This is a genomic window from Streptomyces phyllanthi (assembly GCF_009377205.1).
Lineage (GTDB): Bacteria > Actinomycetota > Actinomycetes > Streptomycetales > Streptomycetaceae > Streptomyces > Streptomyces phyllanthi.
This window is the reverse complement of sequence record NZ_VJZE01000043.1, coordinates 19777-35092: the sequence shown is the minus strand read 5'-3', so window position 1 is coordinate 35092 and position 15316 is coordinate 19777. Positions and strand designations below refer to the sequence as shown.

Annotated in this window: 15 protein-coding genes; 4 read left to right on the top strand and 11 right to left on the bottom strand. The window is 71.5% G+C overall.

The window, feature by feature from the left end:
• Positions 1-32 precede the first annotated feature (32 nt).
• Entirely contained in the window at positions 33-887 is an 855-nt protein-coding gene (locus FNH04_RS09520; RefSeq protein ID WP_152782306.1) for a polysaccharide deacetylase family protein, read from the bottom strand.
• Positions 888-1016: 129 nt separating this feature from the next.
• Positions 1017-2189, bottom strand: coding sequence for a CapA family protein (locus FNH04_RS09515; RefSeq protein WP_152782304.1), 1173 nt, complete (start codon positions 2187-2189; stop codon positions 1017-1019).
• Between the two features lie 224 nt (positions 2190-2413).
• On the opposite strand from FNH04_RS09515, the gene FNH04_RS09510 reads away from it, so the two are divergent.
• From FNH04_RS09510 to FNH04_RS09500, 3 genes are all read left to right on the top strand, one after another.
• A complete protein-coding gene (locus tag FNH04_RS09510) occupies positions 2414-2959 on the top strand; it encodes a sigma-70 family RNA polymerase sigma factor (RefSeq protein ID WP_152782302.1) in 546 nt (181 codons plus the stop codon).
• A gap of 148 nt (positions 2960-3107) precedes the next feature.
• Positions 3108-3623, top strand: coding sequence for a hypothetical protein (locus FNH04_RS09505; RefSeq protein WP_152782300.1), 516 nt, complete (start codon positions 3108-3110; stop codon positions 3621-3623).
• 144 nt (positions 3624-3767) lie between these two features.
• A complete protein-coding gene (locus FNH04_RS09500) occupies positions 3768-4421 on the top strand; it encodes a zf-HC2 domain-containing protein (RefSeq protein ID WP_152782298.1) in 654 nt (217 codons plus the stop codon).
• A gap of 119 nt (positions 4422-4540) precedes the next feature.
• Here FNH04_RS09500 and FNH04_RS09495 read toward each other — a convergent pair whose 3' ends face one another.
• Positions 4541-5401, bottom strand: coding sequence for an Fpg/Nei family DNA glycosylase (locus tag FNH04_RS09495; protein ID WP_152782296.1), 861 nt, complete (start codon positions 5399-5401; stop codon positions 4541-4543).
• Positions 5402-5652: 251 nt separating this feature from the next.
• On the opposite strand from FNH04_RS09495, the gene FNH04_RS09490 reads away from it, so the two are divergent.
• A complete protein-coding gene (locus FNH04_RS09490; protein WP_322722815.1) occupies positions 5653-7086 on the top strand; it encodes a lipase maturation factor family protein in 1434 nt (477 codons plus the stop codon).
• A gap of 63 nt (positions 7087-7149) precedes the next feature.
• On the opposite strand, the gene FNH04_RS09485 is transcribed toward FNH04_RS09490, so the two are convergent.
• The 8 genes from FNH04_RS09485 to FNH04_RS09450 all read right to left on the bottom strand — a co-directional run bounded on the left by FNH04_RS09485 (position 7150) and on the right by FNH04_RS09450 (position 15231).
• Positions 7150-8001 (bottom strand): amidohydrolase family protein, encoded by an 852-nt coding sequence (locus FNH04_RS09485; RefSeq protein WP_322722814.1) that lies wholly within the window; start codon positions 7999-8001, stop codon positions 7150-7152.
• Positions 7998-8312, bottom strand: coding sequence for an L-rhamnose mutarotase (locus FNH04_RS09480; RefSeq protein WP_152782294.1), 315 nt, complete (start codon positions 8310-8312; stop codon positions 7998-8000). Before FNH04_RS09480 ends, FNH04_RS09485 begins: the two co-directional genes overlap by 4 nt.
• Positions 8309-9295: an aldo/keto reductase gene (locus tag FNH04_RS09475; protein ID WP_152782292.1), complete on the bottom strand. Its 987-nt coding sequence runs from the start codon at positions 9293-9295 to the stop codon at positions 8309-8311. The genes FNH04_RS09480 and FNH04_RS09475 overlap by 4 nt, the downstream gene beginning before the upstream one ends.
• A gap of 25 nt (positions 9296-9320) precedes the next feature.
• Positions 9321-10076 (bottom strand): SDR family NAD(P)-dependent oxidoreductase, encoded by a 756-nt coding sequence (locus tag FNH04_RS09470; RefSeq protein ID WP_152782289.1) that lies wholly within the window; start codon positions 10074-10076, stop codon positions 9321-9323.
• A complete protein-coding gene (locus FNH04_RS09465; RefSeq protein ID WP_322722812.1) occupies positions 10073-11449 on the bottom strand; it encodes an L-fuconate dehydratase in 1377 nt (458 codons plus the stop codon). The genes FNH04_RS09470 and FNH04_RS09465 overlap by 4 nt, the downstream gene beginning before the upstream one ends.
• A 74-nt stretch (positions 11450-11523) precedes the next feature.
• Positions 11524-12549 (bottom strand): ABC transporter permease, encoded by a 1026-nt coding sequence (locus tag FNH04_RS09460; protein WP_152782287.1) that lies wholly within the window; start codon positions 12547-12549, stop codon positions 11524-11526.
• Positions 12542-14161 (bottom strand): sugar ABC transporter ATP-binding protein, encoded by a 1620-nt coding sequence (locus FNH04_RS09455; RefSeq protein ID WP_152782285.1) that lies wholly within the window; start codon positions 14159-14161, stop codon positions 12542-12544. Before FNH04_RS09455 ends, FNH04_RS09460 begins: the two co-directional genes overlap by 8 nt.
• Positions 14158-15231, bottom strand: a complete 1074-nt coding sequence (locus tag FNH04_RS09450; RefSeq protein WP_152782283.1) for a sugar ABC transporter substrate-binding protein — start codon at positions 15229-15231, stop codon at positions 14158-14160. The genes FNH04_RS09455 and FNH04_RS09450 overlap by 4 nt, the downstream gene beginning before the upstream one ends.
• Positions 15232-15316: the final 85 nt, after the last annotated feature.

Here is a 15316-nt window from a genome sequence, read left to right as displayed (position 1 = left end):
CGTGTGCGGACCGGCCCCCTCACGTATCGCCCCTAGGCGAATTCCCGTCGCGGCACCGTGAGGCGGTAGCCCGAGTCCAGCAGGGCGGGCAGGTAGGCGCGGAGGGCGCCGACGCTCTGGGAGCGGTCGCCGCCCGCGTCGTGGGCCAGGACCACGACGCCGGGGCCCGCTCCGCGGGCGACCCGGTGGGTGATGGTGCGGGCGCCCGGGCTCTGCCAGTCGAGCGTGTCGAGGCTCCAGGCCAGCGGCTCCATCCCCAGATCGGAACCGATCTGGAAGACCGAGCGGTTCCAGGCGCCGTAGGGGGCACGGAACCACAGGGGCGCCTCGCCGTACACCTCCTCGATGACCTCGCAGGTGCGCTCCAGCTCGGAGCGGATCGCGGAGGGTGACATCCCGGTCAGCAGCGGGTGGGACCAGGTGTGGTTGCCCACCACGTGCCCCTCGTCGGCCATCTCGCGGAGCAGTCCCTTGTTGGCCGCGACCATCTCGCCGCACACGAAGAACATGGCGCGGACGTCGTACTCACGAAGCGTGCGCAGGACCTTGGGGGTGTAACGGGGGTCGGGGCCGTCGTCGAAGGTCAGCACCATGGCGCGGCCGATCCCGGACACCCGCAGCAGCGGTTCGTGCCGGACGAGGGTCCGGCCGCGGGCGCGGGCGCGCGTCGGGCCGTAGCCGGTGAGGGGCTGCAAACGGTAGGAGGAGGGCTTGAGCGCGCGGCGCGCCTGCGCACCCGCGGCCGGGCCCTCACCGGGCGCCGTGGCGGGGGCCGGCGCAGGGCCCCCGGTGAGCAGAGCGGCCGCGCCCGCCGCAGCGGTCGCGCCCGCGACGGCTGCGCCGGCCATGAGCATCCGGCGCCGCGTGAACATGTGATCCGTCGTCATGACTCATGAGTCGCCCGCCGGAGGCCCGACGCACCCCGGCAACACCGGGACGGTCCCATGGAACCACTCGATGGGAGCAGTTTGGGCACAGCCGTACGGGGGTCCTGGCGGGGCCGGCCGGGCGGACGGTCACTCCGCCATGACCAGGCCGTCCTGAGCCGCGCCCCGGCTGAGGACCACCTCGCGGATACGGTCACGTACGGCGCCGACGTCCGCTCCCTGTGCGAGGGCGGAGTTGAGGTTCACGACGCGGTTGGTGCCCACGTCGAACCACTGCGGGACGAACTCCGCCTTGGTCACCTCCCAGCGGGCGCCCTCGTGGGCGGGCGGCGAGAAGGTGAAGCGGGCGATCGAGCTCTCGTTGCCGCGCGGGTCGTGGGCGCCTTGGTGGTTGACCATCGCACCGGCGATCTGGTCGCCCATGCCGTAGACGATCCAGGTGCCGTTGACCTTCTCGTACGCCTGCGGGACGTGCGCGTGGGTGCCGAGGACGAGGTCGATGTCGGGGCGGCCGCCGGTGCGGGCGGCGGTGAGCCGCGAGCCCAGGTCCAGTTGCTGCGCGTCGGGCGCCTCCTGCCATTCGCTGCCCCAGTGGACGGAGACCACGACCACGTCGGCGCCCTTGCCCCGGGCGGCCCGGGCGTCGGCGAGGATCCGGTCGGCGTCGATGAGGTTGACCGCCCAGGGCCGGCCCTCCGGGAGCGGGATGCCGTTCGTGCCGTACGTGTACGAGAGGTGGGCGATCTGGGCGCTGCCCGCGCGCAGCATGGTGGTGCCGGCCGCCTCGCCCGCCGTCCGGGCGGAACCCGAGTGCTGCACGCCCGCCCGGTCGAGCGCGTCGAGGGTGCGGTGGATGCCCGCGGCACCGGCGTCCAGGGTGTGGTTGGAGGCGGTGGAGCAGGTGTCGTAGCCGGTGGCGGCGAGGGCCTCCGCCACCTCGGGCGGGGACCTGAAGAGGGGGTAACCGGTGTACTGGCCGTCCGTGCCGTAGACCGTCTCCATGTGGCAGATCGCCACATCCGCCTGGGAGACGACGGGGGTGACGCCCGCGAGCATGGGCCGGAAGTCGTAGCCGGTGCCGCCCGCGTCCGCGCGGGCCTGGCGAATGATCGAGTCGTGCGGCAGGACGTCTCCGGAGGCGACGAGGGTGAAGGGGCGGTCGCGCTCGGCGAGCGCGGCGGGGGCGGAGGGCGTGGCACTGCCGGGTGCCCGCGCCGACGGGTCCTGGGTCTGACAGGCGGTGAATCCCGCCATGAGGAGGAGCAGGAAGGCCGCGGTCGCCCGCTGTGTGTATGTCGTCATGAATTCACCCCGTTGCGGTCGTATTGACCTATAAGTCAGCACGAATCCGCATACCGAGCCACCTGGTCCCGGCCACCCTTAGCCCGTCCGGCGGGGGCGGCCGGGCCCGCCGCGAGCGGCTCGCCGGACCGTTCGTCGCACCGTTCGTCGACGGGTTCGACCGCCCGCCGCAGACCCGTGACCGCCCTCTGTCCCCGCGGCGTGGCGCGCGTTCCCATACGGCCATGACGGCCGGAACCACGATCACGAACGGGACGACCGCCGAGCACGAGCTGGCCGCTTTGCAGCGGGAGCACGGACGGCCCCTCTTCGCCCTCATGCTGCGCCTGTCCGACGGGGACCGGCAGCGTGCCGAGGACCTGGTGCAGGAGACGCTCGTACGCGCCTGGCAGCACCCCGAAGCGCTCCGCGCGGACGACTTCACCTCCGTGCGCCCCTGGCTGCTGACCGTCGGGCGGCGGCTCGCCATCGACGCGCGCCGGGCCCGGCAGGCCAGGCCCGCCGAGGTGGGGGACGCCGTACTGGAGAACGCGCGGGTGTGCGCCGACCATGCCGAGCGGTCCGCCGCCGCCCTCGATGTACGCCGCGCTGTGAAGACACTCACTCCCGAGCACCGTGAAGTCCTGGTGCAGGTGTACTTCCAGGGGGCGAGTGTGGCGGAAGCCGCGGAGGCCCTCGGGATCCCGCCCGGTACGGTGAAGTCCCGCGCGTACTACGCGCTGCGCGCCCTGCGCCGGGTGCTTCCGGGATACGCGACTGACCTGGACTGAAACCAATGGTCGGGTCAAACCTCAGTAAAGCGCCTTGCTGAGGACCATGGTTGAGCCATCAGCTGTCTTCATCCGTGTTCCGCAAGGGGGCCCGGGGTCGGGCCCCGGGGTCGGGCGACGCGCACGCACCGGAGGAAGGCAGGAAGGGATGCTGCACAGAGGTCAAGAGAGCACGGACGGCTCCGGCGGCGGTGAACTGACCGTCCCCATGGCGTGGTTGTACGCCGAGTACATCGCGGACGAACTGCTGCGGACGGGCGACCTGATGCCGCCGACGTCCTTCGAGTTCCGCGCGGGGCGGGACGCGCTGGCGCTGACCATCTTCCTCGCGGACACCGGTGGTGAGCTCTCCGGCATCCGGGTCGTCTCGCAGCTGGACACCTGGCTGTCGCTGACCGCGTACGACCAGCCCTGGGAGGACTGGGTGCGCGAGCGCATGGCGCGGCTGGCCGCCGAGACGGCCGAGTCGGGCGGTCCTTCCCCGGATCTGGACCTGGCCGCCGCGGCCTGGCGCTGGCTGGAGGAGACCGAGCTGCTCGCCCCCGATCTGGACGCGGTGCCGGGCGGCGGTCCGGTCATCGGCGAGGACGACGGTCCGAAGGTGTGGACGCCAGCCTGGCGGCTCGGTCTGCCCCTCGGGCACCTGGCGATCCATCTTTTTTAGTCTCCGACCAATCCGCGGGCCCGTCGGCTCCGAACGTCTCGGTTGCCATTCCGTAATCCGGGACTTGAGTGATTCGTCGGTCCGGTGCGTACCGGTGGTAGCAAGAAGCAACCCCCACCGCATCACCGGCTCGAGGAATTTGCCATGTGGTCCCAGGATCGTCATCACGACGTCGGCGCCTACGCGCTGGGCGTGCTGGACGAGGTGGAAGCCTTCCACTTCGAGGGCCATCTCCGCGAGTGCCCTCGGTGCGCGGTACAGGTCGCAGAGTTCCGGCCCGCCGCCCGCCAGCTCATGCTGTACCGCCGGGCGACACCCCGTTCGGTGCACCCGTTCGCGGGCCCTGGGCCGCGGCTGCTGGACCGGCTGCTCGACGAGGTGGGCAACCGGAACCGCGCCGGGCGCAGACGCTGGCTGTTCGCGGTCGCGGCCTCGGTGGTGTTCGCCGTGGGCGGGCCCGCCGTCGCGATCCTGGCGGGGCCGGGCGAGCAGAAGACCGCCGTGGCGGCGACCGACACGAAGACGGGTGTGTGGGCCGAGGTCAAGGCAGCGGACAAGCTCTGGGGCAGCGAGATCGACGTCCAGGTCAAGGACGCCTCGGGACCACGGGTGTGTCAGCTCGTGGTGATCGGCAAGGACGGTTCCGAGGAGACGGTCACGAGCTGGATGGCGCCGGACCACACCGACACGCCCTCCGCCATGAAGGGCGGCGCGGCCATGCAGCGCGAGGACATCAGCCATTTCGAGGTGCGCTCGGACGGCGAGCGACTGGTGACGCTGAAGTCGCCGTGGGGATGAGCGAGTCCGTGGGGACGGCTGAGGCTCGGGCCGCACGGCAGCCTCGGGAACAGCCGCCGGCCGCACGGCCGCCTCGAGAACGGGGCTGCCCGGGAGCCGTGACCGCACGGGCGCCGGGACTACTTCAGGAGCCGTGACATCCGGCGGTCCGCGAGTGGCTTGCCTCCCGTCTGGCACGTCGGGCAGTACTGCATCGACGAGTCGCTGAAGGAGACCTCGCGGACGGTGTCGCCGCACACCGCACAGGGCTCGCCCGTACGGCCGTGCACGCGCAGCCCGCTCTTCTTCTCCGCCTTCAGCCTCCCGGCGGCCAGCCCCCGGGAACGCTCGACGGCCTCGGTGAGCGTGGTGCGCAGCGCCTCGTACAGCCGGCCGGTCTCCTCGGGTCCGAGTGAGGAGGCCTGCTTGTACGGGGACATCCTCGCGGCGTGCAGGATCTCGTCGCTGTACGCGTTCCCCACTCCGGCGATCAGGCTCTGGTCGCGCAGCGCGCCTTTGATCCGCCGCCGCTCCCCCGCCAGCAGCTCCCTGAAGCGGGCCTCGTCGAAGTCGGCGGCGAGCGGGTCGGGGCCGAGGCGGGCCACCCCCGGGACGTCCCGCGGGTCCCGTACGACGTAGACCGCGAGGCGTTTCTGGGTGCCGGCCTCGGTGAGGTCGAACCCCTCGCCGGTCTCCAGCGCGACCCGCAGCGCGAGAGGGCCCTTGCCCGGGCGGGGCGGGCCGTCGGGGAGGCGGTCCCGCCACTGGAGCCAGCCCGCGCGGGCCAGGTGGGTCACGAAGTGCAGGCCGCCCGCCTCCAGGCCGAGGAACTTGCCGTACCGGTGCACCGACGTCACCTCGCGGCCCTCGAAGGCGGTGACCGGAGGGTCGTACGTCTTGAGGACGCTGATCGCGACGGGCAGCACCCGGACGACCTCGTGGCCGACGAGACGCTCGGCCAGGAAGTCCCGGAGCGCTTCGACCTCGGGCAGTTCCGGCATACGTCCAGAGTGCCATCCGCGGCCGACGGCGCCACGCGGGGAGGTTCTCCCCCGGATCGCTCCATCAGGCCGGTGTCCGGGTCCCGGTCGAAGCCGCCCGGGCGGTTGGGCGCCAGAATCGTGTCCGGGTGGGCGGGCCGGTCGTCCCGGAGTGACCGGGCGCTCGCTCCCCGATCAGCCGCGGAGCCACCTTGCCGGGGTTTGTCCGATTCTTCGAGTGGTAGCCGCTGACAGGAGAGGAGCGTTCCGCCGTGGACTGGTTCACCGCCCCCGACTACTGGATGAGCAGGCTGGTCTTCCAGCGGGCCCTGGCCGTCGTCTACCTGGTGGCGTTCCTGGGCGCCGCGCTGCAGTTCCGTGCCCTGCTCGGCGAGCGCGGGATGCTGCCGGTGCCCGCCTTCGTGCGGCGGGTTGCGTTCCGGCGGTCGCCCAGCGTGTTCCACTTCCGCTACTCCGACCGCTTCTTCGCGGCCTGGGCGTGGGCGGGCTGCGCGGTGTCGGTGGCGCTGGTCGCGGGGCTGGACTCGCTGCTCCCGCTGTGGGGGGCGATGCTGCTGTGGCTCGTGCCGTGGGTGATGTACCTGTCGATCGTCAACGTGGGCCAGACCTGGTACTCGTTCGGCTGGGAGTCCCTGCTGCTGGAGGTGGGCTTCCTGGCGGTCTTCCTGGGCAACGACGAGGTGGCGCCGCCGATCGTGGTGCTCTTCCTGCTGCGCTGGGTGCTGTTCCGCCTGGAGTTCGGCGCCGGGCTGATCAAGCTGCGCGGTGACGAGTGCTGGCGGAAGCTGACGTGCCTGGACCACCACCACGAGACGCAGCCGATGCCGGGTCCGTTGAGCTGGTTCTTCCACCGTCTCCCGAAGCCGCTGCACCGGGTCGAGGTGGCCGCCAACCACTTCACCCAGCTCGTCGTGCCCGTCCTGCTGTTCACTCCGCAGCCGATCGCCACGGCCGGCGCGTCGCTGATGATCCTCACCCAGCTGTGGCTGGTGCTGTCGGGCAACTTCTCCTGGCTGAACTGGATCACCATCGTGGTGGCCCTGTCCGCCGTGGAGTTCCCGAGCGAGCGGCCGTCGCCGCCCGGGGCTCCGCTCTGGTACGAGGTCGTGGTCCTCGCGGTCGCCGCGCTGGTGGTGGGCCTGAGCTACCGCCCGGTCCGCAACATGATCTCCCGTGGCCAGGTCATGAACCGCTCCTTCGACCCGCTGCACCTGGTCAACACGTACGGAGCGTTCGGCAGCGTCAGCCGGGTCCGGTACGAGGTGGTGGTCGAGGGCACGGCGGACGACGTACCGCGTGAGGACTCCGCGTGGCGGGAGTACGAGTTCAGGGGCAAGCCGGGTGATCCACGGCGCTGGCCGCGCCAGTACGCCCCGTACCACCTGCGGCTCGACTGGCTGATGTGGTTCGCCGCGCTCTCCCCCGCGTACGCGGGTGCCTGGTTCGGCGGTCTGGTGGAGCGGCTGCTGGAGAACGACCGCGACACGCTGAAGCTGCTGCGCCACTCCCCGTTCCCGCCGGACGCCCCACCCCGCCACATCCGCGCCCGGCTGTTCCGCTACCGCTTCACGACGTGGCGGGAACTGCGGGAGACGGGCGCGTGCTGGGACCGGACGTATGTACGGGATTTCCTGCCGCCGACACGGTTGTCCGGTGCGGAGGTCGTACGCGGTCGGAGACCGTAGGCGGCAGGCGGGGCCGTGGGCCGGTCAGGGGCGTGTATCGGGGGCAGGGCGTGTCTATCGGAGTCAGAGGCCGTAGACGCGGGTGGCGGTGGCCTCGAGGATCTCCTTCTTCTCGTCCGGGCTCAGGCCCAGGAGCAGCACGCCCGTACCGTGGACGACCTCGGCGTACGTCGCCGCCAGGGTGCACACCGGCCAGTCGGAGCCGAACATCAGCCGACCGGGGCCGAAGGCCTCCAGCACGGTCTCCGCGTAGGGGCGCAGCTCCCCAGTCGGCCAGCCCGAACGCCATGTCCGCGGGTCCGTCTCCGTAACCATCCCCGACAGCTTGCACACGGTGTTGGGGAGCGCGGCGAGCGCCCTGATGTCGGACGCCCAGGGTTCGAGTTCTCCGGAGGCGATGCGCGGCTTGCCCAGGTGGTCGAGGACGAAGGTGAGACCGGGGTGCGCGGCCGCCGCCTTGACGCAGGCCGGCAGCTGGTGGGGCAGCACCACCAGGTCGTACACGAGCCCGGCCGCGGCGACCGCGTCGAGTCCCCGGCGTACGTCCGCGCGGAGCAGCCACTCGGGGTCGGGTTCGCCCTGGACCTGGTGGCGGACGCCCTTCAGGTACCGGCCGCCGGGGAGTTCGCGCAGCAGGGCCAGTTCGTCGGTGACGCGGGGGCTCGTCAGATCCGTCCAGCCGACCACGCCCGCGACCAGCTCGTGCCGTTCCGCGAGCGCCAGGAACTCGGGGGTCTCCTCGGCCACGGTGATCGTCTGTACGAGGACGCTGCGGTCGACATGCAGGGCGCGGGCCTCGGGTTCCAGGTCGGCCAGGGTGAAGTCACGGCGCAGCGGCTGGAGTTCGGGCCCGGTGATCCAGTCCTGGTCGCGTACGGAGAGGTCCCACACGTGGTGGTGGGCGTCGACGCTCACGGCAGCTCCCACACGACGGGCAGCCCGGCGTCGGCGCCCTCGCCGGAGTAGTCGTGCACGACGTCGAGCAGCTCGGCCATACGGGCCTGCCAGGCGACGTTCACGGGCAGCTTCTCCAGTTCGGCCAGCAGCCGGGCGTAGTCGTCGCACTCCAGGACGTGGAACAGGTCGGTGCCGCTGCGCCAGATCGTCCAGGAGGTGGCTCCGGCGGCGCGGATCGCGTCGGTGAGCTCCTTGGGGACCTCGCGGTGCGCGGCCTCGTACTCCTCGATGCGGTCGGCGCGGACCTTGGTGTGCAGGGCGACTCTCATGACGGCTCCTCGGGAGGTACGGGGGCGTCTTCGGGCAGGAGGCCGGTGCTTCGCAGCTCCTGCCAGAAGGCGGCGGGCACCGGTGCCGCGAACTGGTCGGCGCAGTCGTGGACCTCGTGTGCGGAACGGGCGCCGACGAGGACACCGGCGACGGCCGGATGGGCGGTGCAGAAGGCCAGTGCGGCGGCTCGCAGGGTCGTGCCGTGGCGGTCGGCGAGTGACTTCAGGTGCAGGGCGCGGTCCAGCAACTCGGCGGGAGCCGTCGCGTAGTCGTACGTCGCTCCCGGCTTCGGATCGGCCAGCAGGCCGGAGTTGAAGGCGCCGCCCAGGACGACGGACGTGCCGCGTGCCTCGGCCGCGGGCAGCAGCTCGGTCAGGGCACCCTGGTCGAGCAGGGTGTACCGGCCTGCGCACAGGACCACGTCGACGTCCGTCTCGCGGACGAAGCGGGTGAGCATCCCGGTCTGGTTCATGCCCGCGCCGATCGCCCGGACGACGCCCTCCGAGCGGAGCTTCTCCAGGGCGGGATAGCCCTCCTGGAAGGCCTGTCCGGCGTGGTCGTCGGGGTCGTGGAGGTAGACGACGTCGACGTGGTCGAGGCCGAGGCGTTCCAGGCTCGCCTCCAGGCCGCGCCGTACGCCGTCGGCGCTGAAGTCCCAGACGCGGCGGTGGGTGGCGGGCACCGCGAAGCCGTTCGCCAGGTCGTCGCCACCGCTCGGGGTGGGTTCCAGGCGGCGGCCCACCTTGGTGGACACCGTGTACGACGAGCGGGGGTGCTCGCGCAGGGCCGCGCCGAGGCGGCGTTCGGACAGGCCGAGGCCGTAGTGCGGCGCGGTGTCGAAGTAGCGGACGCCCCGCTGCCGGGCGGCGGCCACGGCCTCGTGCGCCTGCTCCTCGCCCACCTCGCGGTACAGGTTGCCGATTCCCGCGGCGCCGAAGGCGAGGGCGCTGACCTCGACCCCGCTGCGACCGAGCGTGCTCATACGCGGGTCCTCCCTTCCACGGTCCTCACCGGCCCACCGGGCGCAGCCGCAGCCCCTGCATGCCGCCGTCCACCGCGAGTGACGTACCGGTGGTGGCACCGGACAGCGGGCTCGCCAGATAGGCGACGGCACCCGCGACCTCGGGCGCCGAGACGAGGCGGCCGGTGGGCTGGCGGGCTTCGAGGGCGGCCCGTTCGGCGGCCGGGTCCGCGGCGGCGTCCAGCAGGCGGCCCACCCACGGGGTGTCGACCGTGCCGGGGTTGACGCAGTTGACGCGGATGCCCTCGCGGACGTGGTCGGCGGCCATGGCGAGGGTGAGGGAGTACACGGCGCCCTTGGACGCGGAGTACAGCGCGCGCTGCGGCAGTCCGGCCGTGGCGGCGATGGAGCAGGTGTTCACGATGGCGGCGTGCGCCGATTCCCGCAGATGCGGCAGCGCGGCACGGGCCACGCGGACCATGCCCACGACATTGACGTCCAGCACCCGGTGCCACTGCTCGTCGTCGTTGTCCTCGACCGTCCCCTGGGCGCCGATGCCCGCGTTGTTGACCAGTACGTCGAGTCCGCCGAGGTCGGCGACGGCGGCGGCCACGGCCTGCCGTACGGAGGTGTCGTCGGTGACGTCGGCCCGGTGGCCGAGCAGCGGCTTGTCGACGGCCGAGATGTCCAGGTCGAGGACGGCGACCCGCGCGCCCCGGGCGGCGAGCAGCTCCGCGGTGGCCCGGCCGATGCCCGAGGCGCCGCCCGTCACCAGCGCCTTGAGGCCCTCGAAGTCGCTCATGCCGCCTGTCCGTCCTTCCGGTCGAGGTCGGCGGCCCAGAAGGTGCCGCCCGGGAACGTGTACTGCGCGATGGACTCGGGCCGCATGGTGGCGGAGAAACCCGGCGCGGTGGGTGCCGTGTAGTGACCCTCGCGGATCACCACCGGGTCGAGGAAGTGGTCGTGCAGATGGTCGACGTACTCGATGACCCGGTCCTCGGTGGTCCCGGTCAGCGCCACGTAGTCGAACATCGACAGGTGCTGGACGAGCTCGCACAGCCCGACCCCGCCCGCGTGCGGGCAGACGGGCACCCCGAACTTGGCCGCGAGCAGCAGGATCGCCAGGTTCTCGTTGACGCCGCCGACGCGGGCGGCGTCGATCTGGAGGACGTCGAGGGAGCCCGCCTGGAGGAGCTGCTTGAAGACGATGCGGTTCTGGACGTGTTCGCCGGTGGCGACCTTGACGGGGCCCACGGCCTTGCGGATCGTGGCGTGGCCGAGCACGTCGTCGGGGCTGGTGGGCTCCTCGATCCAGTACGGCTCGAACTCGGCGAGCGCCTTGACCCACCGGATCGCCTCGTCGACGTTCCACCGCTGGTTGGCGTCGACGGCCATCCGGATGTCCGGGCCGACGACGGACCGGGCCACACGGCAGCGGCGTACGTCGTCCGCGAGGTCCGCACCCACCTTCAGTTTGATCTGCCGGAAGCCGTCGGCGACGGCCTGGGCGGCGAGGCGGGTGAGCTTCTCGTCGCCGTAGCCGAGCCAGCCCGGGGAGGTCGTGTACGCCGGATAGCCCCGCTCCAGCAGCCGGGCTCTGCGCTCGTCGGCTCCCTCCTTGCCCCGCCGCAGCAGCTCCAGCGCCTCCTCGGGAGTGAGCGCGTCGGTGATGTAGCGGAAGTCGACCTGGCGGACCAGCCACTCGGGCTCGGCCTCGGCGAGCAGTTGCCACAGGGGTTTGCGGGCGCGCTTGGCGGCCAGGTCCCACACCGCGTTGACGACCGCGCCGATCGCCATGTGCATCACCCCCTTCTCGGGTCCGAGCCAGCGCAGCTGACTGTCGCCGATCAGGTCCCGGAACAGTGAGCCCGGGTCGTCGCACAGCTCGTCGACGGACCGTCCGACCGCATGGCTCCGCAGCGCGTCGATCGCGGCGACCTGGACATCGTTTCCCCGACCGATGGTGAAGGTGAAGCCGTGCCCCTCCAGACCGGTGGTCGCGTCGGGCGCACCGGCCGGGTCGGTCGCGTCGGTGCGCAGCACCACGTACGCGGCCGAGTAGTCGGGGTCCGGGTTCATCGCGTCGGAGCCGTCGAGCTCGCGCGAGGTCGGGAAGCGGATGTCGTAGGTGTCGAGCGCGGTTACGCGGAAAGAGGGGCCGGGGGTCGGTGACACGGAAGGCCTTTCGGGTCGGTGGCGGGATGCGCCGGGGAACGCGGCGGGTGGCCGGTCCTGGTCCGGCGGCGGGGTCAGTCCTGGGCGCGGCCTGTGGTCACTCGGGCGATCATGAGGGCCACCAGGATGATTCCGCCGTAGATGGCCTGGATCCAGAAGGACGGCACCTGTGCGAGGGTGAGCAGGTTCTGGACGACACCCAGGAGGAGTACCCCGGTGAGGGCGCCGAACATGGTGCCCTTGCCGCCGTCGAGGCTGATGCCGCCGATGACCGCCGCCGCGAACACGGTGAAGATCATGTTGTTGCCCTGGTTGGCGCTGATCGCCCCCACGTATCCGGTCTGCATGATCCCGCCGACGGCGGCGAGGGTGCCCGCGACGACGAACACACCGAGCATGATCCGCTCCACCCGGATGCCGGCCGCGCGGGCCGCGTCCGTGTTGCCGCCGATGGCGTACATGGCGCGGCCGATGCGGTGGTAGCGCAGGACCAGGCCCGCGACGCCGAAGGCGATCGCCGCCAGCCAGACCGACATGGGTACGCGCAGGAAGGTGGTCGTGGCCAGGGAGAAGAACGCCTCGGGCATACCGAACAGCGTCTTGCCCTTGGTCGCGCCGACCAGCAGTCCGCGCAGCACGATCAGCATCGCGAGCGTCACGATGAACGCGTTGAGCTTGAACTTCACCACGAGGACGCCGTTGAACGCGCCGATGCACGCGCCCACGACGAGGATCGCGAGCAGGGCGAGGGCCGCCGGGAGTTCCGTGCCCCAGCCGGACTGGGCGGCGGGCAGCACGAGCAGGGCGCCCACGGCGGGCGCGATACCGACGACCGACTCCAGCGACAGGTCGAACTTGCCGGTGATCAGCACGAGGGACTCGGCGAGGACCACCATGGCGAGGGCGGCGGACGCGCCCAGGATGGAGACCAGGTTGCGCTCGGTGAGGAACGAGTCGTTGACGAACGCGCCGAACACCATGAGCAGCAGCAAGGCGGGGACCAGGGCGAGTTCGCGGGCGCGGCGGAGCAGGACGGTCTTGGCGGCACGGGGGTCGGGGGCCCGCAGCGGGGTCAGTTCCGGCACCTTCGTGTCAGCCATGGTCCACTCCTTCGATGGAGGCGATCAGCTCGTGGTCGTGCCAGCCCGCCGGGTGCTCGGCGACCACCCGGCCGTGGAAGAGGACCAGGACGCGGTCGCAGCGGCGCAGGTCGTCGAGTTCGTCGGAGACCACGAGCACGGCGGTGCCGTCCTGGCGGGCGCTGTCCACACGGGACAGCAGCGACTCCTTGGACTTCACGTCGACGCCCGCGGTGGGGTTGATGAGGACGAGCAGGCGCGGGTCGGAGGCGAGGGCGCGGGCCATCACCACCTTCTGCGCGTTGCCGCCGGAGAGGTCGGAGACGGGCTGGTCGGGGCCCTCGGCATGGATGTCGAGACGCTCGATCAGCTCGCCGGCGACATCACGTCGGCGATCGGTGCCGACGAAGCCGTACCGGCCGAGACGGTTCAGGACGGTCATGGTGGCGTTGTCGCCGATGGTCATCCCGTAGACGAGGCCCTCGTCGTGCCGGTCGCGCGGGACGCAGCCGACACCGGCCCGCAGCGCCGCCTGCACATCGCCGAACGGGAGCGGCCGGCCGTCCAGCCGCGCGGTGCCGCCCGTCGGGGTGTGCAGTCCCGCGAGGGACTCGGCGAGGGCGATCTTCCCGCTCGCGCTGGAGCCGGCGAGGCCCACGACCTCGCCGTGGCGGACGGTCAGGTCGATGTCCTCGTAGAACGACTCGGACCTGAGCCCGCGTACGTCGAGGGCGACCGGGGCGCCCGCCGCGACAGCCGTACGGGAGGCCGACCGCTCGGCGACGGCCTCCCCCGCCATGGCCTCCACCAGGGCGGCGCGCGGCAGTTCGGCGACCGGGGCGGTGGTGATCCAGCGGGCGTCCCGCAGGACCGTGACCGTCTGGCAGACCTCGTACACCTCCTGGAGGTGGTGCGAGATGAACAGGAAGGTGACGCCGGACTCCTGGAGGGCGCGCATGCGCGTGAAGAGGCGCTCGATCTCGCGGTTGTCGAGCTGTGCGGTGGGCTCGTCGAGGATGATGAAGCGGGCGCCGAAGCTGAGCGCCCGGGCGATCTCCACCATCTGGCGGTCCTCGACCTGGAGGTCGGCCGTGCGGGCGTCGGGGTCGACGTGCACGTCCCAGGTGTCGAGGACCTCGGCGGCCTCGGCCCGCAGCCGCCGCCAGCTGATGAGACCGCCGCGGCCGAGGGGCTGCCGGTTGATGCTGTGTTTGTCCGGGGGACGACTCCCGGACCTCCGGCCGCGCCTGAAGCCGAGCCAAGTCGATCTGGAAGCCGCGATATCGGCGATGAACAGGTTCTCGGCGACCGTCAGCTCCGGTACGACGGTGGGCCGTTGGTAGACACAGGCCACCTTGCGGCGCCAGGCGTCGCGATCGGCGAGCGGGGGTGCGGGTTCGCCGTCGAAGCGGACGGTGCCCTCGTCGGCGGCCTGGAGGCCGGTGAGGATGGTGACGAGGGTGGACTTGCCCGCGCCGTTGCGGCCGACGAGGGCGTGCGACTCACCGGGCAGTACGGTGAGCCGGCCGTCCTGGAGGGCGACGGTGGGACCGTACCGCTTGACGATGCCGGTGGCCTCGACGAGCGGCGTACCGGCGGGCACGGCGTTGCCTTCCCCTGCGAGTGCGCTCATTTGACCGTGTTGCCCCACAGCTCGGGGTCGTCGACGTTCTCCTTCGTGACCAGGGGCGCGGGCAGCTGGTCCTCCAGGTTGCCGCTGGGCAGCTTGACGATCTCGGAGTTGTGGTCGGTCGGGCCGGGCTCGAACTTCTTCCCCTCCATCGCGGCCTTGATGTAGTACATGCCGTACTTGGCGTACAGGTCGGCGGGCTGCGAGACCGTCGCGTCGATCTGGCCCTTGCGGATGGCGTCGTACTCCTGCGGGATGCCGTCGTTGGAGACGATGAAGATATGGCCCTTGCTGCCGGCCGTCTTCAGCATGTTCTTGGACTTCAGGGTCTGGAGGGTGGGCGCGAGGTAGACGCCGCCCGCCTGCATGTAGATGCCCTTGATGTCGGGGTTGGCGTTGAGGAGCGTGTCCAGCTTGGCTGCGGCCGTGTCGGACTCCCACTTGGCGGGGATCTCCAGGACCTTCAGCTTCGGGTACTTCTCCTTGACGCAGGAGCGGAACGCCTCGGACCGCTCACGGCCGTTGACCGAGGCCAGATCGCCCATGATCTGCACGACCTTGCCGCTGGTGATCTGCCGGCCGAGGTACTCGCAGGCCTTCTCGCCGTACGCCACGTTGTTGGCGCGGACGACCATGGCGACCTTGCCCTTGTCGGGCGCGACGTCCACGGCGACGACGGGCACGCCCTTGCGCTCGGCCTGGTCGAGTCCGGCGGAGATCGCGGCGCTGTCCAGGGGGGCGACGACGAGGCCCTTCACACCCTGGTTGAGCTGGTTGTTGATGTCGGTGATCTGCTGGGACGGGTCGCTGTTGGAGTTGACGGTCTTGAGGGCGTCGACGCCCTCGGACTTGGCCGTCTTCGGTACGTAGTCGTTGTACGACTGCCAGAACGGCGAGGTCAGCAGGGGCAGGATCACCCCGACCTTGCCGTCGCCGCCGCCTTCACCGCCGGAGGCGACGTTGTCCTTGGTGCTGCCGCACGACGCGAGCACCAAGGCGGCGCAGGCGGCGGCGACCGCCGCGCGTACCCTCCGTGCCCCCGTCTGCCCGTTTCGTGGGTGTGTGCCGGCCATCTGTCAGCTCCTCGTCGAGCGTGGATCAGCGTGGTTCAAGCAGGTGCCCGAATATTTATCAGACCACTTCCCCATCACAACACCC